The sequence below is a fragment of the Phycisphaeraceae bacterium genome (assembly GCA_015709595.1).
GTDB lineage: Bacteria > Planctomycetota > Phycisphaerae > Phycisphaerales > SM1A02 > CAADGA01.
In genome coordinates, this window is the sequence record CP054178.1 from 3,146,286 (window position 1) to 3,166,545 (window position 20,260).

Consider the following 20,260-nt stretch of genomic DNA (forward strand, 5'->3'; position numbering starts at 1 on the left):
GGCGCGCCGATGGCGCGCAGGCCGATCGCGGAAATCGTGGGCCCGCGGTCGGCCTGTTGTCATCCGTTGACACATCCAACAACCCCACGCGAGGAAAGGACCGAAGATGGCACGATTACGTCTCATGCTGGCCCGCGCTCTGGCGAGCGTCACCTTCGGCGTCGCAGCGCCCCTTGGCGCGGGGGCTCAGACGCTGGTTCAGGAGATTCTGCATACCGATACGAACACAGGCGACGAAGTGGGCGACCGTCTGGGCCACGACATCGATGTGTGTGGCGATCTCGCCATCGTGGGCGCCACCGGCGAGGGGCCCGGCCTGTCCGGGTCGGTCTACATCTTTCGGCGCGATGCCAGCGGCGTGTGGGTGCAGGAGGCGGGTCCAATTTTGAACCCCGATCCGGCGCCGCATCATGAGTTCACGCAGTTCGGCATTGGCGTGGGCATTTCGCCGTCGCCTCACGGCGATGTCGCCGTCGTCGGCGCCGTCTTCGGAACGTCGGCCATCGGCTCAGGCGCACTCTGGCCTGGCAGCGCCTACATCTACCGCTTTGACGGGCAGGACTGGGTCTTCGAGCAGAAACTCGATCCGGTGGGGCCGGCTTCGCTTGACTTCTACGGCGTCAGTGCTGATGTCAGTGGCGACTACGCCATCGTCGGTGCGCCAAATGCCGAGGCCGAGAACGGCACCAACCGAAACAATTCCGGAACCGTGTATGTCTGGCGGTATGATCCGGGGATTCGGCGGTGGGTTCAGGATCTCGCCGACTTTGTACCAGCCGATGTGCTCCGTGCCGAGCAGTTCGGCTCCACTGTCGAAATCGACGCGAGAGGGGCGGAGCCGGTTTTCGTGGCGTCGGCGCTGAGCAAGGACGACTACGGCAATAACTCGGGCGCGTCGTATCTTTATCGACGGGACGCTGGCAGCGGCACATGGGTGCTCGAGCGGCGCCTTGATCTGCTGCTCGTCGACGGCTCCAACAATTCGATTCTCCGCCCGTCCGACTTCTTTGGTGGCTCACCCGCCATCAGCGGCGATGTTATCGCCGTCGGCGCCACCGGAACGACGGTGGGCGGCGTGCCCCGCGCGGGTGTGGTTCACGTCTTCCGTCGAGTCGCCGGGATCTGGACTTACGAGTCCACACTGAATCCCGATACGCCGATCGAACGCGCGGGCTTCGGCGAGACCGTTTCGGTCGACGACGAACTCATCATCACCGGCGAAGGCGGGTCCCCGCAGTTCGCGCCGGGCGGCGCGTTCATCTTCCGCTTTGACGGCATCGAGTGGCATCAGGAAACGGGTCGCATCGTTCGCGCCGGCGCGACAAGCGGTGAGACGGCGTTCGTCGCCTTGTCCGGACTCCAAGCGCTCATCGGTTGGCCCGGCGCTGATACCGCCAACGGGGGCGACTCCGGTCTGGTCACCGTCTATCGCGTGTTTAACACCACCGCCGGGAACCTCGTGGTCGAACTTCCGGAGTCCGGTGCGACGGTGGCCTTCGCCGAGGTGTCGAGGCCGGGCAACACACGCGTGACGGTCTCAACCGAAGCGCCGCCCGTGCCCTCCGGCTTCGAACTAGGCGAGCCCCCCGTCTACTACGACATCACAACGACCGCGACCTTCACTGGCACGATCGACTTGTGCATCGACTACTCGGGGCAGACCTTCGAGGGCGATCCGTCGTCGCTCGCGCTGCTTCACTACGAGAACGGCGAGTGGGTGAATGTCACGTCGTCGCACGATGAGGAGAACCAGATCATCTGCGGCACCGTCACATCGCTGTCGCCATTCGTCGTGGTCCAGGTGATCAACCAGGACTCGGACTCCGACGGCCTGCTCGACAGCACGGAACTCGAAATCGGTACCGATCCGAACGACGCCGACTCGGATGACGACGGCCTGTCGGATGGGGCGGAAGTCGGCTATGAAGGCGTGGAGGGAACTGGGACCGATCCGCTCAACCCCGACACCGACGGCGACGGGCTGAATGACTTGGTCGACCCCACGCCGCTCCAGCCCGGCGCCCCGCCCGTGTTCCTCGAAGAAATGGCCCGAACCCTCGGCGCGGCGGTGGACGGCATCGACTTGGGGCAGTTCACCGGCCCCAACGACAACGCCAACAAGGGCCGACGCAACTCGCTGGCCAACCGCATTCGCAACGCGGCCAACGCCATCGCCGCGGAGGATTACGAGACGGCCATCGACCTGCTCGCGGGCGTGCTGGCCAAGGTGGATGGCAACCCCGCCGAGCCGGACTGGATGGCTGAGGGCGCCGATCAGGAGGCCTTGCGCGATGACCTGGCCCTGCTGATCGCGCTGCTGCTGCTGCCGTGACTTCCTCTACGCCCCTCGCGCACGCTCGTGGGCCTGCGCGGGGGGCACTTTCGGGTCGAGATTACAGGGCGATGGCCCGCCCAACGGAACGGAGTGCTGCATCATGCTGAACCTGCTGAACTACTGGAATCGTCGGACCACGCATCTTGCTCCCGCCATGTTCCTGGTGTGGATCGTGGCGCTGCTGGCGCTCGTGGCGGCCCCGGCCGCCCTCGCCCAGGGCCGGGGTAACGGCGGTGGCGGCGGGGAGGCGGGGAGGCGGTGGCACGCCGCCGCCCAATCCGGAGATCGCCTATGTGGACGGCAACGGCCTTCGTGATGAACGCCGACGGAAGCAACAAGACTCGCATCTACCTGGCGCCGAAGGGTGCATCGATCCGAGGCCCCGTCTGGTCGCCGGACGGCACGCAGATCGCCTTCTGGGGGCGGATCGGCGGCGTCAGCGGCATCCACACCATCAACGCCGATGGGAGCGGGTTCCGTCGCATCGTGACGCTCGAGTACCAGTACTCCCTCGCCACGTTCCCCGACTGGTCGCCGGTCCCTGCACCGGATGGCGAGCACAAGATCGTCTTCACCGACGGGCCATCGGGGGATTATCGGGACATCTTCGTGGTCAACCCGGATGGATCCGAACTGACGCGCCTGACGGACGGCGCAACGACGCTCGAGTGGTATTCGTACGCTGCGTGGATGCCGGACGGGGTGAGGATCATCAGCGCGCCGGACTTCGAGAGTGCCCTGCTCATTCACGTCGCTCAGACGAATACCGGGAGTGAGAACGAAACGCTGGAGATCGCTTCGGTGGAGCCGATCCCCGGCCTCTCTGACCCGATCTTCCCGCGCAGCGCCAACCACAGTGACTGGATCGCCATGTCCGATTGGGAGTTCACGGGTCCGCTCGAGATTCGGGTGGTGGACCTGACGGATGTGCAGGCGCCTCAGATGCTGTTCTCGCTCAACCTGGGCAACGACCTGCGCTGGGCGAGTTTCTCGCCGGATGACTCGCGGATCGCCTTCCACCGCAGCGGCGCGTCGGGCGGTATCTACCGCATCAACCTCGACGGCACGGGGCTGACGCTGCTGTCGAACAAGGGCGTCGATCCGAACTGGAGGCGCTGAGTCGGTCGCCGGGACAGGCGCGGTTTCGGTTTCGATTCAGGAGGAAGTCATCATGTCATCATTCCGCAGGTGTGTGCTGGTGGTGGTGTCGGGCGTCGTCGTGGCGACCGCCTTGACGATCCCGGCCTCGGCCCAGGAACAGACGTGGATCGGGCAGTTCGGAACCAGCGCGGCGGACAGTGTCTACTCAGTCGCGCGGGCTGACGCCGACGGCGTCGTGGTCGCTGGCGGCACCGCCGGCAACATTGGCGGGACTCATTACGGCTTGTCAGACTTGATCATTGTCAGGTATGACGCGTCGGGCACTCGAGTGTGGGTCCGTCAATCCGGTACGTCGGCTCACGAGTGGGCATGGTCAGTCGCACCGGACGGAGCCGGTGGAGTATTCGTCGCAGGCACCACGAACGGCAATCTGGGCAGCGCCAACGCCGGTCGATGGGATGCGTGGTTGGCCCGCTATGACGGGGACGGCAATCAACTCTGGATTCGTCAGTTCGGAACTTCCGGTGACGATGATGCGCGGGCGCTCGCGCCTGACGGCGCGGGCGGCGTGTTCGTCGCGGGCGACACCTCGGGAAACCTGGGTGGTCAGAACGCCGGGAACATGGACATCTGGCTGGCGCGCTACGACGCATCGGGCAACCGGGTGTGGCTGCGACAGATCGGCACGAACACCGGGGACCGAGCCAGAGGCCTGGCCTCCGACGGCGCGGGCGGGTTCTTCCTGTCCGGCAACACGCACGGCAACTTCGGAGGTCAGAACCTAGGGCTTGGAGATGTGATCATCGCACGATTCGATGGGGCCGGGAACCAGACCTGGATTCGACAGATCGGAACGGCGGCGGGCGACTACACCGAATCCGCCGCCGCCCCGGATGGCGCGGGGGGCGTCTACATCGCCGGCTACACCTACGGCAATCTTGGCGGCACGCACCGCGGCGGCGAGGACGCCTGGCTGGCACGCTACGACGGCGCAGGCACTCAGTCTTGGATCGTGCAGTTCGGCACCGCTGCCCTGGATATCGCCAGCGGCGTGACATCGGACGGATCGGGTGGTGCGGTGGTGGCTGGTATGACGTATGGCGAGCTGGCCGGCCCAAACGCCGGCGGAGGTGACGTCTGGTTGGCTTCGTATGACGCGGCTGGATCCCGGTCGTGGGTGCGACAGTTCGGCTCTCCCGAATCGGAGAACGCCAACTCGATCAGTGCGGCCGGTGGAAGCGGGTACTGCCTCGGTGGTGAAACATACGGCAATCTCGGCGGCGCCAATGCCGGCGAGTCCGACGCGTGGCTCGCCTGACCTGCCCCCATTTCCTGTACCAGGCCCTATGAGAGTCTGAGGGTGAGGATAGGGTTGAGGGATCGACGCTGGCCGGGCCGGAGGGAGGGCGCAGCCCCGACCGGAGGACCGGCCAGCATCGCCGCGAACGTCGCCGGGGGAACGTACCCCAGCGAGGAGTGCGGCCGGTGATGGTTGTACTCGTTCTTCCACGATGACGCCAGCGCCCTGGCGTCACGCACATCAGTGAACACTTCCGCGTTGAGCAGCTCATCCCGCAGGCGGCCGTGGAAGCTCTCGGCGTAGCCGTTCTCCCACGGGCTGCCGGGCGCGATGTATACGTTCTCCACGCCCGTCAGCTCCGCCAGGCGCCGGAGCGTCGTCGCGATGAACTCCGGACCGTTGTCGCTGCGGATGTGATCCGGAATGCCGCGCGTGGTGAACAGGCCAATCAGAACATCCGCCACGCCGCCCGCCGTCATCGAGCGGTTCACCTCCAGCGCCAGGCACTCTCGCGTGAACTCATCCACCACGCTCAGCCACTTCAGCGCCCCCCACGTGCATCCGTGTCGTGGATGAAGTCGATGGCCCACACGTGATCCTGGTGCTCCGGGCGGCGCCGCAGGATCCCATTCGCGGAGTGACCCAGACGCCTGCGTTTGTGCTGCTTTCAGGCACTTTCAGACCCTCCTGCCTCCACAGACGATGGACCCGCTTGCGGTTCACGCCACCCCTCCAGCCGAAGCATCCCCAGATCATCCGGCAGCCCCGACGCGGATGACGCCGCACCAGCTCGTGCATGCGGCGGACCAGGGACTCATCGCCGTCCCGCGGGATCGCCGCGTACCGCTGCGTCGAGCGCGGCTGGTTCAGCACGCGGCAGACCTGACGCTCGCTCACGCGAGGATCGGTCGGCTGCAGTGTCGCCCGCACGTGCGTCACGACGCCCTCCCGCCCGAGGGGCCGATGCTTCCCCAGGTAGTCGTTGGCCTCCTGCAGGATCTGGTTGTCCAGCGTCAGATCGGCCACGGCCTTCTTCAGCCGCGCGTTCTCGATCTCCAGTTCCTTCAGACGCCGGGCCTCCTCCGACTTCATCCCGCCATACTGGTTCCGCCAGCGGTTGAAGGTCTGTTCGCTCACGCCCAGATGCTGGATGACCTGGGCGATGGAGCGGCCCGCCGCCAGCATGGCGTCCGCCTCACGCAGCTTCGTCACGATCTGTTCCGGGGTGTGCCTCGTCCGTTTCATCGTCGAGAGTCTCCGGGGCCAACCCGTGGCCTATCGGGACTCTCATAAGACCTGGATCAGTTTTTGGGGGGCAGGTCACGCCCTCTACGCCGGCGACCCGTCCATCACTGTCCCCCTCAAGGGTTACACCGTCAATCGCGGCACGCGCCTCTCGGGCAACGTCCTGTCGATGATGTTCTCCGACCCCTACTACCTCAAGGTCGCCTCCGCACCCGGCACCTCGTATCATGTCGCCGAGACCACCGTGCGGGCCAAGACCACGGTGCTGGCGCCTTCGCGGTTTGACATCCGCACCGAAGCCCGTGCCACCGAGTCCAACGTGCAGACGCGGATCGCGCTGCGCAACTTGGACACCAACACGTGGGACACGCTGCTCACGTTCTGGCAGCCGACCACGGATACGGTGAAGGTGCTCGCCGACATCCCCAACGCCGACCACTACATCCGCCAGAGCGACGGCCTGATCCGCGTTCGCATCCAGATGATCCGCGCCCTGAGCCGTGGGCCGTTCAACAAATGGATGGATCACGTGGAGGTGAAGGTGTGGGAGTGATCATGCCATTTGCCCATTCTGCGAGATAGCTTTCACCGCACCGCATGACTACAAAGTCATCCCAGTCAGTTCGTCGGAGCAACCATCCATGAACCGCAATCTCAAACGCCTGCTTGTTTCTGCTTGGCTCAGCGCGGTTTGGCTCGCAGCCGCTTCTTCGGCCAACGCTCAGTGGACGGTCACTAACCTGCATCCCGCGGGTGCAACCGAGTCAAGGACTCTCGGCGTCTCCGGCGGACAGCAGGTTGGATACGCGCAGATCGGCGGCGTTCAGCGTGCCGGCCTGTGGAATGGTACGGCCGCGTCGTGGACGGACCTGCACCCCGCGGGGGCAACTGAGTCAAGGGCTCTCGGCGGCTCCAACGGGCAACAGGTGGGATACGCAGTGATCGGCGGCGTGCCTCGCGCGTGTATGTGGTCCGGCACCGCGGTGTCACACGTGGATCTTCACCCATCCGGCGCGGCAATTTCGTTTGCCACTGCTGCACGCGCGGGGCAGCAGGGCGGCTACGCGCGCTATGGCACCGAGAATCAGGCCGGCATCTGGGATGGCAGTGCCGCGTCATGGGTGGTCTGGCATCCGCCGGGGGAGGACCAATCTGCGATCTGGGGGATGGACACGGCTCAGGTCGTGGGACAGGTGACGCCGACCGGCTCTCCGGACGGTCGAGCTGCGCTGTGGACTGGAGCAGGCTCCTGGACTGATCTCACGCCCAGTGGTGCTGGCCAATCCATAGCGAGAGCCGTTCATAGCGGACAACAGGTCGGTGCAGCGTACTTCGCAGGCCAGTCTCGCGCCTGCTTGTGGACCGGCTCACCACAATCTTGGGTCGAGTTGCATCCGGCCTCGGCGGGCTCCGGGTATTCTGGCGCGAAGGGAGTCTTCGATGGAATGCAGTGCGGTCATGCGGAAATCGGTGGCCTTGCCAGAGCGGGCGTGTGGAGCGGTACCGCCAACTCATGGGTGGACCTCTCGACCTTCCTAACCGGCTCATGGGGGTACACGTACGCCGAGAGCATTTGGAGCGACGGTACGACCATCCATGTCGTCGGCTACGGCTTCAACAACGCCACCCAGCGCACCGAGGCCCTGCTCTGGACGTGTCCAGTTGAGACTGCCATCACTGTCCCCCTCAAGGGTTACACCGTCAACCGCGGCGCACGCCTCAGCGGCAACATCCTGTCGATGATGTTCTCTGACCCCTACTACCTCAAGGTCGCCTCCGCGCCCGGCACCTCGTACCACGTCGCCGAGACCACCGTGCGGGCCAAGACCACGGTGACCAATCCCTCGCGCCTCGACATCCGCACCGAAGCCCGGGCCACCGAGTCCAACGTCCAGACCCGCATCGCCCTGCGCAACCTGAACACCAACACCTGGGACACGCTCCTCACCTACTGGCAGCCGACGACCGACACCGTGAAGGTAATGGGCAACATCCCCAACCCCGCGGACTACATTCGTCAGAGTGACGGTCTCATCCGCATCCGCATCCAGATGATCCGCGCGCTCACGCGCGGTCCATTCAACAAGTGGATGGATCACGTGGAGGTGACGGTGCGGGAGTAGGGCGGGTGCGATGGCGCGCGGCTACGGACATCGCGGGGTAGGCGACTCGCTCCGCGAAGTCGGCACGAGTTCGCACGACGTGGAGTGTCGTGTTGACCTGCCCCCCAAAAACTGATCCAGGTCTTATGAGAGTCCCGATAGGCCACGGGTTGGCCCCGGAGACTCTCGACGATGAAACGGACGAGGCACACCCCGGAACAGATCGTGACGAAGCTGCGTGAGGCGGACGCCATGCTGGCGGCGGGCCGCTCCATCGCCCAGGTCATCCAGCATCTGGGCGTGAGCGAACAGACCTTCAACCGCTGGCGGAACCAGTATGGCGGGATGAAGTCGGAGGAGGCCCGGCGTCTGAAGGAACTGGAGATCGAGAACGCGCGGCTGAAGAAGGCCGTGGCCGATCTGACGCTGGACAACCAGATCCTGCAGGAGGCCAACGACTACCTGGGAAAGCATCGAGCCCCTCGGGCAGGAGGGGCGTCGTGACGCACGTGCGGGCGACACTGCAGCCGACCGATCCTCGCGTGAGCGAGCGTCGGGTCTGCCGCGTGCTGAACCAGCCGCGCTCGACGCAGCGGTACGCGGCGATCCCGCGGGACGGCGATGAGTCCCTGGTCCGCCGCATGCACGAGCTGGTGCGGCGTCATCCGCGTCGGGGCTGCCGGATGATCTGGGGGATGCTTCGGCTGGAGGGGTGGCGTGTGAACCGCAAGCGGGTCCATCGTCTGTGGAGGCAGGAGGGTCTGAAAGTGCCTGAAAAGCAGCACAAACGCAGGCGTCTGGGTCACTCCGCGAATGGGATCCTGCGGCGCCGCCCGGAGCACCAGGATCACGTGTGGGCCATCGACTTCATCCACGACACGGATGCACGTGGGGGGGCGCTGAAGTGGCTGAGCGTGGTGGATGAGTTCACGCGAGAGTGCCTGGCGCTGGAGGTGAACCGCTCGATGACGGCGGGCGGCGTGGCGGATGTTCTGATTGGCCTGTTCACCACGCGCGGCATTCCGGATCACATCCGCAGCGACAACGGTCCGGAGTTCATCGCGACGACGCTCCGGCGCCTGGCGGAGCTGACGGGCGTGGAGAACGTATACATCGCGCCCGGCAGCCCGTGGGAGAACGGCTACGCCGAGAGCTTCCACGGCCGCCTGCGGGATGAGCTGCTCAACGCGGAAGTGTTCACTGATGTGCGTGACGCCAGGGCGCTGGCGTCATCGTGGAAGAACGAGTACAACCATCACCGGCCGCACTCCTCGCTGGGGTACGTTCCCCCGGCGACGTTCGCGGCGACGCTGGCCGGTCCTCCGGTCGGGGCTGCGCCCCTCCCTCCGGCCCGGCCAGCGTCGATCCCCTCAACCCCTATCCTCACCCTCAGACTCTCATAGGGCCTGGTACAGGAAATGGGGGCAGGTCAGATTCACCAAGGGCGAGTTGGAGCGGCTCCAACGGTTCCTGCTCGATCGGCATGTGCCGCGCTCAGCCGCCGAGGAGATCACCGAAGCGAGGGGTGCGTCGGCTGGGCACGCTCCGCCGCCGGCAGCCGGGAGCGCGGGGAGGGCAATAACCGGCACGGCTGCTCCGCGTCCCGTTGCGCCGGTGGTGCCGGAGACAAGTTCGGCGGAGCCCAGCGTCCCCGAATCCCGGTACCTCTGCAGCAAATGCCACTCGCTTCACGTCCGGGTGCGGCATGGCAGATACGGTTACTACTTCAAGTGCCGGGACTGCGATGGGAACACTTGGATCGACACCCGGATCGAGGAGACCGGGCGAAAGGGACGCATCCGCAAGTCCGGCCGCGACTTCTTTCTCGTGTGTCCTGACACCGGCAAGGAGCGGCTGGTGTTCACGAACCCGGACGATGGGGAATAGGGCCGACCGATGGACTGCCATTGCCCCTCAACGACTGACTGTCGAGCGAAAGCACCGCGCCGCCATTCGCTGGGACGAGCGGAGTTCGGCATGGTTCAGGCGCCATGTGGTCTGTCGCACGATCCTGGGCCGCGAGCCCCTCTCTTCACGCGTGGTGCTGTCAACCAACGCCGCCAGTTAACCCGCCCACGGAGATTTCGAAGAGGGTCTGGCTCGGGGGGCCGAACCCAACTCCCACAGTTCGGCTCGACCCCCCGAGATGGGAAACGAACCGAGAGCGCGGCGGGGATGTCCGCTCCGACGTGGCAACGGAACCTTCACGCCCCTCGCGCGACACGCACCCCAAGCGGCACCCCGCCGACCCAGCCGCCGCTACCCGCCCTCGACGCCACCTCATCCGCGTTTCCGACGCAGAAACCGCGATCCGCGCCTCCCTATTGCCGCCCCGACGCCGTCTGCCCACCTCCCAAACGACAAGCCGCCGCGGGGCGTTCCTCGCGGCGGCTCGGAGTCTGGCGTTCTCCCGCTCTGTCAACCCCTGTGTCGAGGTGTTTTCGCGGGAGAACAAGGCACTCCCCGTGCACAACTCTCCTCGAACTCGCAAACGGAGAGCGCGGCGCAAGCGCGTGGGGTCATCGCGCGCAACTGCCTGTTTTCAAGGGGTTTGCGAGCGTTGTGCTCGTCGCGGCGTCGAGAAGTGATTTCGGACCATTTGATCGATAGAGCGCCGAGCGGTCACTTTCGCGCTCTACGAAGTTGTTAACCCGGCGCGCACTGGAAAAAAAGTGCTGTCTGGTTAACTGACGTAGAGCGCCGAGTTGGGGCTGTACACCCAACTTGGCGGGTCAGGTGGTACATGGTGGACCACCTACCGGCCCCTTCCTCCCAGGCGCCTTCCTCTCTACCGCCGACCGTACACCCCCTGGCGCTGTGCAAATACTGTGTCTTCACCGATTCCAAGGTCATCGAGGCCACCATACCACGATGCACCGCTTCATCAACCCGCTGCTGCTCTGGCTGGCTCACGCCAGTCACGCTGACCTCAGTGTGAGCGTCGGTCAGTCCGCAGCCATCGGCGTCGGCCCGGGCGTCGCCACGACAAGGCGGGCAACTGGCCTGCCGCGAGCGGCTGGGCGGGCTCCTGCGGCACTATGGGTGGCGGGAGGCGGCGTGAGTTCCGCTCGGATTTTGCTGAGCGAAGTGGTGTGCGGAGTCTATGTGCAGGAAGGAGGGGACAAGCCGCGCCCGCTAAGTCGTCCTCTTTACCCTCGCCGTTTTTCACACCGGCGCGTCGATTCCAGTGGTAAACAACCGTTCCTCATCGCGCCAGATGGTGATTGGCCGACTCTGCCCACATTTTGCAATTGACACGATGCTCACTTCTGCACACCGAGCGTGAAATGGTACAGTCGCAAACCCTTCGGCGGGCGGGCACAGGACTTCGAGTCCCGACCCGGTCGACGATGGCGCGACAGTAACCCCGTTCAGAGACCACCAACCAACAAGATTCGGATGAACAATCCAACGCAATTGCTGGAAGAGAATAGATACCAAATACGATCGCCCAGCAATACTGTAATCACATTCTGTCAATACCGTTGCATCAGTGCCGGCATTCGGAAACAGCTGAATAAAGCGACGAATCATGTCAAGATGGCGTCCCAGATCACTGCTGCCAGTGATCCTCTGCAGTTCCTCGACATTTCGAACAACGTTCATCGAGGCGATCCCGGTGACAGGCCTGGCCAGACGGTGCCGCCGTCAGGGTGTCGAATATACGGAGGTTCCCCCGAAGGGCTGCACGTACCAGACGGATCGAAACGGTGATGATGGGGGTTCGTATGATCCAAGTGCCTTCCGTGAGTCGTGTACTCATCGACGTACTTAAGCCGTCCGAACTCATCAAAATGACTGACTCGGGTATATCGCCTGCCGTCCGATCCAATGACCGTTTCGGCAAGCGATCGATTCGAGTATCCTGGCATGTTGCTTCGATACCTAGGAAGCTTATTGTGAGTGAGGATTCCGGCGCTTGATACGGCGAACGTCTGAGGCGAATCGACCTGCAGATTGTAGACCCGCACCCGCTCCAGGCGAATTGTCAGGCCGGTGACGCTGGCGCTGACGCCAGTTCGGGTGAGGAGACGGTCGCCCAGCCGCAGCCAGCGGGCCTCCACCCACCGACCGGAGGGGGTGGCAACTGAGTCGGCAACCGGGAGTTCGGCGCAAGCTGGTCGGTCGGCCAGTGCGTCGCCCGCGACCACCCAGAATGGATGCCCGCCGGTGCAGTCGATCCGTTCAGGCCCGCCGTCGCCCGTCTTGATTGCGATGGTTACCAAGTCACCAATGTACGCGTGGTCCTGCGCGGCGAGAACCTCACGGAGTTCCCACTTCTTGCTTTCGTGGTCGTAGGACCACACGTAGGCACCGGGTTCGACATTCTCAATCGGGACCGATCCCGCCGCGGTGAGCACCAGCGTGCCCGCAACGAAGCAGACCACCGACTCGATGTCCATGCCGGTGGCACCATGCGGGCTCGGGCCGCGACCACGCCCGAGGAGGCGTCCAATCCACGGGAAGAAACGATCGAAGAACCCGGCGGTGAGAGCGCCGAACGCGGCTGCGGCGGCCACCCGTCGTGGGTCAGAGACGCCCTGCTCGTACTGGAAGTAGGACTCGATGAACGCGCCCTCGATCGCTCCGACGAGCAGGATATTGAACCCTCCCACGGTCACGATGTAGTAGCCGCCGAAAACCGACAAGCCCAGCGCACCAATCAACCGCAAACGCCGGTACGTCGTGTCGTAGTGACCGGCCGCGGTCTTCTCCCAGAAACTCATCCCTCGCATCTCGATCTGGTCGTACGTGATGACCTCGCCGTCCAGCGTCACGCCCCCTGCGAAGAACGGCCCGCCCAGCCCGAACGGATCACTCCACCCGATCCCGCTGCCGATCCCATACCCGTACAGGTTCATCGAGTCCACGTACCCCGCCGGGTCGCGGTTGAGCCAGCGGAAGGTCACGGCGTCGTAGAACCGGAGACGCACCGCGTACAGCCGCGTCGGCTGGTCGTAGCGGTAGCCGGACCAGCCCACGGTGCTATCGACGCCCCCGGATGAGCCGGGACCGGGGGTGCTCAGCGCCCCCTTGGGCAGCGCGGCGACAAACGTGGTCCCCCGCAGCGTCTGGTCCGTCGAGTCCACATCGCCGTCCCGGTCGATGTCCATCTCGGAGCGGTACTTGGAACTGGTGATCGGCACACTGCCTGACGCGATCAGGTCATCCAGCGCATCCGCATCGTCCTGGTCGAAGTCACCATCACCGTCGAAGTCGTGCTTGGGGTGGTGCCGCGGCTCGCCCCAGGCGTCATACGACACCCGCTCGATCACCGCCCCCGACAGATCCAGGATCGCCACGGTGCTGAACTGCGGGTCGGTCAGGTGGTACCAAGTCGAGTCAAACGAGTCGTTGTAGTCGCCATCGGCGTTGCCATCCTCCCGGTGGAGGATGATGTCATCGATGTACAGCGCGCCCCAGATGTGCTGCACGTGGCGATCAACGGTGGAACTCTCGGCCGACCAGTTGTCATCGATCCGTTCCTCCAGCACCTGCCACGCCGGGCTGTAGTACACCACCCGCTGCTGGTTGAGGGTGTGCGTCGAGTCCTCTGGGTCGGCATCGACCCGCACCAGCACCCGGTGGTGCAGGGCGTTGTACTGGTACTGGGCGATGGGGTAGGTGGTCTCGCCCTCCTCGTGGTCGATGGCGGTGAGCCGGTTCCAAGCGTCGTAGCGGTAGCGCACCAGTCGTGAGCCGCCCCCCGGCGTGTCATCCGTGCACGTGGTGTTGCCGTTGAGGTCGTACTCGATCTCGATCTCATCGGTCCCATCGTTGTCCGTGTCGCGGCCCAGCAGTTCGTTGGCATCCGAGAAGTGGTCCCGGTCCTCGATCTCATCCGCCTCATACCCGTCCGCCCCGTCCGCATCCGTCTCGATGCGGCGGAAGTTGTTCAGGATGTCCTGGGTGAAGCGCTGGGAATCCACCTTCTTCGTGAAGGTTGAGCCGTCCCAGAGCCCGCGCTCCGCCTCCTTGAGGCGGTAGAGCGGGTCGTAGTCGTACTCGTGGCTGCGCTCCTGCGCGGCACCGGGCCGGGCGTCGTAGGCGCTCAGCACGTTGCCCACGCGGTCGTAGGCGTAGGCCATCTCGACGATGGGCGGGATGTTGGGCACCGACCCGGAACTGCCATGCGCCCCGAAGGCGGCACCCGTCCAGGCATGGCGCGTGATGCGGCCGAAGCGGTCCAGCCCGCCGTACTCGCCCTCGGGGTTGGTGCCGTTGTGCCTGAGTTTGTACGACTGGACCACGTCGATCCAGTCGTAGGTGACCTGGGCGTGGCCCGAGAGGCCGACATAGTCGTACTCGGCGATGACGGGCGGCGTGCCCGAGATGCCCCGGCGGATGCGGTGCAGGCGGCTGATCACGTCGTTGACCGAGCCGGTGTCGCCGTAGGTGTAGCCGATCTTGTTGCCATCGGGGTACTTGATGTCGGAGACGCGGCTGTAGTTGCCCGAGCCGGCGACGGCGGTGGTGTAGGTGGGGATCACGTTCTTCGAGGCGCTGCCCCCGGACGTGACCACATCGCCCACCGGCTCCTGCCAGAACTTGTCGATCTGCCAGAGCGTGGTGTAGGTGAACTTGACGGCGTTGATGACCGCCTGGCCTCCCCCGCCGTGGTCGGTGTAGGAGCGGGCGAGGTCCAAACGGCCGAAGTCGTCGAAGGTGTACGCCAGCGCGTTGATGGTCGTGTCCACCGGGCTGCCGCCGGGGATGGTCACCTTGTCGAGGGTCAGACGCCCGAGTTTGTCGCGGGTGAGGAAGTGCTCGGTCTTGTTCTGGTCCTTGCGGTAGCGCGGCTCACCCAGCCGGTTGTAGGAGAAGAACACCGCGTAGTCCGGCTCGGTCTCGCCCGTCTCGTGGTCGGGGAACACGATCTTGCGAAGCAGGTCGTTGGAGGCCACCAGCGAATCGCTGCCGCCCGTGCCCTTGGTGACGCCGAAGTGGTACTCGGTCACCTGGACCGTGTCGCCCTCGCCGTCGGGCTCGTGGGCCAGTTGCTTGATGACCTTGTTCTCAAGGTCGTAGATGGTGCTGATCACGCGATCAACGTCGTCGTTGAGGTCGGCGGCTTCCCAGCGCCCCAGCGTGGCGCTCCACGTCACCGTGGCGTTGACGTAGCCATCGATGGTGGCGACGGTGCGGGCCAGGTCGTCGTAGAGGGACTTCGAGATGGTGTTCTGCGGATCGGTGACGGTGTCCACCAGCCCTCGCGCGTTGTACGACAGGGCGGTGACGAGTTGATCGCCCGTGTTCCACACCGGCGGGCTGGCTTGGTTGACCGTGGGCGCGGTGCCGCCCGACTTGAAGCCCGTCTGGTTGGTGCCGAACTCGGCGGTGCGGATGAGCCGGTCCGCCGCGTCGTAGTACAGGGCGTGGAAGGTGGCGATGGCGTACTTGGCGTCGCCTCCGGCCAGCGCGCTGAGCGCACCGGTGACGGAGACGGACGCATCGTGGGTGCGCACCCAGGTGGTGTCGAGATCGGGCAGGCCGCGGCGATCGGTGCCGCTGGTGATGTAGCGCGTGGTGCTCTGCTCCAGCACCACATCGCCGGTCAGGACCGAGGCGTGCGAGGCGTGCACATCGGCGTAGTTGCCTGCCGCGCCGGGGGCGGCGTCGCCCCGGCGGTCGGTGACATACGTGCTGGTCACGCGCCCCAGCCCGTCGTACGTGATCTTCGTGCCGGGCGAGTTGGGAGCCCAGGCGCCGACCACGCGGGCGGCCTCATCGAACCAGCGATGGCTTTCAAGGAACGTCGGTGATGACTGGGTGGGGTCGATGGCCACGCGCGTGCGGTAGGGCAGCCCGCGCTGGCTGTAGCTGGTCTCGGTGTAGAGCCCGCGCGTGGAGAGGTTGCTGCCCACGCCCGTGCCCCCGGCGTTGGAGTTGAGCGCCGACTTGATCGCCCGGTCCAGGTTGTCGTACTCGACGTAGATGTGCGGGCTCTCCGGGCGCACGACTCTGACGGCCCGGTTGCGGGAGTCGTAGGTAATGATCGTGTCGCGCACGATCTCATCCTGCCCGCTCATCTCGCCGGAGTGCTCGCGGATGTACGTCAGGTTGCCATCGCCGACCTTCGAGACCGGCTGGCTGGACTCGATCTGGTGGTCGTAGAAGAACTCGACCACGGTCTCCAGGTTGGCGTCCGAGGTGCCGGTTTGGATGGCCGTCAGCCGGTCGAGCGCATCGTACACGCGGCGGCTGATGGTGCCGGTGACGGCGATGGTGTCCTGCGGCCGGCCGAGCGTGTCATACGTGAAGTTGGTCTCGTGAAAGGCGTCGCGCGCCAGGTCATGCCACACGCGCTGCGACTCGACGTTGCCATGGCGGTCCTGCTGGACCGTGGCCCGGGCGAACTCGCTGCCCAGCGTGAACGCCGTGATCGCGCCGTTCTGGGTGTGGTAGTCGGGGTCCGCGCCCACCGCGAACTCGCTCTCGCGGAAGATACCGCCCGAGCCGGTGCGCCAGCGGGCCACGATGGGGCCATCGGCGCTGGGCGTGGAGCCGCCGCTGAGGATGTGCGGCAGACCCATTTCGACGGGGTAGAGGATGCCGGCGCGCTCACCAGAGTCATCACGCCGCAGTTCACGCACGAAGTACTTGTTCACGCCGCTGGGCGTAGTGACCTTGCGCGGGCGACCGAGCAGGTCGTAGGTGATGGCGTACGCCAGCGAATCGCCATCGGCGTGGCGATCATTCCACGAACTGTAGTTGGGGATGTTGGTATACGCGCTGCCCGACGGTTTGCCGGCCTTGTCGGCGTTGTACTCGGCGGTGGCGATCAGGCCGGTCAAGGCGTCGAAGGTGAAGCCGTCCATCCGGTCATCGGCGGATTTGCGCCAGACCTGGTGGCCCTCGGTGTCGAAGAGCCGGTAGATGGTGAGCGAACCGCCCGGCCCGTTCTCACCGACCAGGTCGGCTTCGATGGTCACTTCCGTCCAGGCCAGAGCGCGGCCCGAGTGGAAGCCGTAATCGAGCGTGATGAGCTGGATGTCATCGGCTTGCGCGGAACCGGCCACCCGGTAGAACTTGGCACCAGTGACGAGGTGATCCTCGCTGCCCGTGCCCCAGGTCAGTTCCCAGATGGTCTCCAGCGTGTTGGAGCCATTGCCCTTGCGGACCCCAAAACTCTCCACGCGGTGGGCGCTGTTGATGGTGTACTCGTACACCAGCCCGGCCGTGGTGCTGGCGGCGTAGGTCCACTTGGTGTCGGGCAAACTCGCGGATGACGGCGTGTAGGACGAGGTCGCCGAGGGCATCATGATCTTGGTCAGGTGCCGCGAGGAGCCGGTGAACTCGAAGTGCCGCACCCAGCGCAGGGGCGTCGTACCCGGCTGCTCGATCACCCGGTTGATGATGTAGTACGCCCCGCTCGACACCTCCTCGGCATCGAAATAGGAGCGGCGATGCAGCACATGCGTGCTCTGCCCTTCGTCGTACACCAGGTGATCGATGCGCGTGGTCTTCCATCCCGCCAGGCCGACCGTGCCGCTGAAGTAGGAGTACTCGTACTTGACCGATTCCGCGCCCGACCCGGCGCAGCCGCAGGCCGCCTGCAGGTGCTGCACCTTGACGCGCTTGTCGCCGGAGGTCTCATACTCCGCGATGACCTTGGACGCCAGGTTCAGCAGCGTTTCCTCGCGGATGGTGCTGAAGACCTGCTGCGCATCACTCATCGCCAACAAGTCCAGCGCCTCGACCGAGAGAACCCCGATCTCGGCGGGGTTGTCCTTGTACCGCTGCTGGACGAACCACTCGACCTGCTCGGGCAGGATGACCGCCTTGAGTTGATGCGCGCTGCCCTTCTCCAGGAACCCATCGCCATCGCCCCCGGAGCCGGGATCATCGCTGGTCTCGTTCGCCAGGCCGCCGTGGTAACGGTACTGCGTCACCCACTCGCGGTAAGCGGGTGCGTTAGTCTCGGATCGGTCCACCAGTTGGCGGTGAACGACCTGCACCAGGTCGCCCTCGGTGCCCACGGCGTCGTGGTAATCGGTCTCCTCGGTCACGTACGTGTACGAGACGCGCTGAGTCTCGAAGTACTGGCCGCCCGCGTTGCGGCGAATGACCCGCACGCTCTTGACGCGCATGTCCGCCTGGGCGTCGTAGGTGATCTGGACCGTCGCATCCGCGTTGGCCGGACTCGTGCCGTTGAGGTAGATGGCCTGCAGGTACTCCTTGTCGTTGGTGTCGGCGCGCCAGTCGTAGACCTGCTTGTTGCCGTACGCGTCGCGGCGTTCCTTGATGAGCAGGTCGAAGGGACTCTGGTCATCGTCATAGAAGTCGATCTCCCACAACCCCGGCTCCGTGAGCGTGTAGAGGCCGCCGCTGGCCGTGATAGACTGCGTCGATGTGCCGCTGGGCAGCCACTTGCTGCTGGTCTGGTCCCACGAGAACTGAACGCGCCGCCCGTGGCCGGCATCGAGTTCCAGGTTCTGCGGATCGCCCGCGCCGACACGGCGGAGGGCATAGAAGAGGTTGAGCGACCAGTTCTCGCCGACCATGCCAGCGCCGCCATCGGGAGCGGCCTGGCTGTTGCCCGGGTGACTGGAATAGGCGCGCGTGAGATAGAAGTCCGGGCCGGGCACCTGCACGCGCAGGTCGGTGATGGCCTCCATCTTGTGGCCGTAGACCGGATCGACCGGCACCATGAGCGGACCATCGCACATGTCGCCGGGCGGCGTCTGCTCATCGCTCCACTCCCGCCAACCCGGGGCTTCTTGGATCATCCCAAGCCCGCCATCGCCCACCTCAGTCGGCGGCGCCTGCGGCGGCTCGTTCCATCCCGGCGTGCCCGGACCGGGTAGCAGTTTCTGTCCGCGACCGTTGCCCAGTCCCACCATGAGAGGGCCTTCCAGGCCGCCGCCATCGGGCTGATCCGGCGGGACCGGCTGGGGGATGTACTGATAGATGTTGTTGTTGTCGTTGGGCGGGAAGGCACGAGGCGTACCCTCGCCCCCGCCGTCGCCGCCGCCCGGTGCGATCGGCGGAAACTCGCCGATGCACGGCTCGCACGTTGGCAGCCGCTCGCTCCACCAGCCCTCGCCCGGCGGACGCCAGCCGCCGGAGCGCGGGTCACGGTAGTCGCCGTCGCAGTCCACCTCGCCGAGGATGTCAGCAACCTCGTCCGGCGTCAGCACGCGGGCAAACACGTGCTCGCCCCAGTTCACGTACTCCCAGCACATGACTTCCGAGCCGGTGATCCACGGCTGACTGAGCCAGTGAAGGATCAGGGCCAGGCGGTCTTCATCATCGAAGACGTAAGGGGGATCTTGGGCGCGGGCGCAGAGTTCCGACTCGGCCATGAAAAGGAGCAGGTCATCCAGATCACGATCGGTGTCGCCGTCCCGATCGACCATGAACTGCTGGGAGTCGCCCTTGGAATAGGGCAGACCACCGGGAAGCGTGTCGCACGCACGACCCGAGATCTCCGACGCCTCCAGGAGGTCCGCCATCTCCCAGTACCGCATCCGGCGGCCGAAACGCGACTGGATTGCCCGGTGTCCGGCATCGCACAGCAGTAGACCCTCGGGGTCCATCGTGGGCGGGTCACCATCCAGGCACTCGGAGGAGTCGAGCCACTCCACCGCGAAGATCTTCAGAAGCCCCATGAAGTCCTCGACCGTCCACGTCTGCGCGCTGTTGGCGTGCATGGACAATCCGCAGTACCAGAGGATGTCGTCGGCGTCTAATCCGTCGCCGTCACGGTCGCACAGGAAATCGCCCGAGTCCGCGTTGCCCTCATCGAACCAGTCGAAGTCAATGTCGAAGAGGGTCTTGTAGTTGGGGCCATCCGTCGTGGACTTGCGGTGGATGCAGTGATCCGTAGCATCGAACCGCCACTGGTTGTACACGAGGAGAATCTGCTCGGGGGTGTAGAACTCCTCCTCGACCGCGTAGTAGCCGGTCTCCGAGGCGATGAGCACATCCGCCCACAGAAGGTCGCACCAGTCATCCGGTGCCCAGTACTCGATGCCGTTGACCTCGCGCATCTCACCGGATCGCTCCGACAGAGTGCCGCTCGTTCCAGTCACCAGGGGCTCGGTCGGCGCAACGAGACTCGCCACGCCGACACCCAACCCCGCCGCCACGACCATCGAACCCGCCAAGCCCCTGAATCCCATCGTCATTCGACACCCCGCTTGTTCTTCGGCGTTCACCGCAATCGTGCCCGCC

Annotated in this window: 8 protein-coding genes and 2 pseudogenes; 7 read left to right on the top strand and 3 right to left on the bottom strand. The window is 65.3% G+C overall.

Annotated features, from left to right (window positions below; translation table 11 throughout):
• The first annotated feature begins 124 nt into the window (after positions 1-124).
• The 4 genes from HRU76_13340 (at position 125) to HRU76_13355 (ending at position 4,754) form a co-directional block, all read left to right on the top strand.
• A complete protein-coding gene (locus tag HRU76_13340) occupies positions 125-2,332 on the top strand; it encodes an FG-GAP repeat protein (protein ID QOJ18511.1) in 2,208 nt (735 codons plus the stop codon).
• A 103-nt stretch (positions 2,333-2,435) separates the two neighbouring features.
• The gene (locus HRU76_13345; protein QOJ18512.1) at positions 2,436-2,651 is read left to right on the top strand and encodes a hypothetical protein; all 216 of its coding nucleotides are present in this window, start codon (positions 2,436-2,438) and stop codon (positions 2,649-2,651) included.
• Positions 2,627-3,454 carry a PD40 domain-containing protein gene (locus tag HRU76_13350; protein ID QOJ18513.1) on the top strand — a complete coding sequence of 276 codons (828 nt, stop codon included), beginning with the start codon at positions 2,627-2,629 and terminating at the stop codon, positions 3,452-3,454. The genes HRU76_13345 and HRU76_13350 overlap by 25 nt, the downstream gene beginning before the upstream one ends.
• Before the next feature lie 52 nt (positions 3,455-3,506).
• On the top strand, positions 3,507-4,754 hold the full coding sequence (locus HRU76_13355) for an SBBP repeat-containing protein (protein QOJ18514.1): 1,248 nt from the start codon (positions 3,507-3,509) through the stop codon (positions 4,752-4,754).
• A gap of 26 nt (positions 4,755-4,780) precedes the next feature.
• On the opposite strand, the pseudogene HRU76_13360 reads toward HRU76_13355, so the two are convergent.
• Positions 4,781-5,981: pseudogene (locus HRU76_13360) on the bottom strand (IS3 family transposase).
• Positions 5,982-6,006: 25 nt separating this feature from the next.
• Here HRU76_13360 and HRU76_13365 point away from each other — a divergent pair.
• The 3 genes and pseudogenes from HRU76_13365 to HRU76_13375 all read left to right on the top strand — a co-directional run bounded on the left by HRU76_13365 (position 6,007) and on the right by HRU76_13375 (position 9,378).
• Positions 6,007-6,534, top strand: coding sequence for a hypothetical protein (locus HRU76_13365; GenBank protein ID QOJ18515.1), 528 nt, complete (start codon positions 6,007-6,009; stop codon positions 6,532-6,534).
• 937 nt (positions 6,535-7,471) lie between these two features.
• A complete protein-coding gene (locus tag HRU76_13370) occupies positions 7,472-8,104 on the top strand; it encodes a hypothetical protein (protein QOJ18516.1) in 633 nt (210 codons plus the stop codon).
• 171 nt (positions 8,105-8,275) lie between these two features.
• A pseudogene (locus tag HRU76_13375) lies at positions 8,276-9,378 on the top strand (IS3 family transposase).
• A 1,870-nt stretch (positions 9,379-11,248) separates the two neighbouring features.
• Here HRU76_13375 and HRU76_13380 read toward each other — a convergent pair.
• Positions 11,249-11,689 (bottom strand): hypothetical protein, encoded by a 441-nt coding sequence (locus tag HRU76_13380; GenBank protein ID QOJ18517.1) that lies wholly within the window; start codon positions 11,687-11,689, stop codon positions 11,249-11,251.
• Complete coding sequence (locus tag HRU76_13385; protein QOJ18518.1) at positions 11,686-20,193, bottom strand: hypothetical protein; 8,508 nt, start codon at positions 20,191-20,193, stop codon at positions 11,686-11,688. The genes HRU76_13380 and HRU76_13385 overlap by 4 nt, the downstream gene beginning before the upstream one ends.
• Between the last annotated feature and the right edge of the window lie 67 nt (positions 20,194-20,260).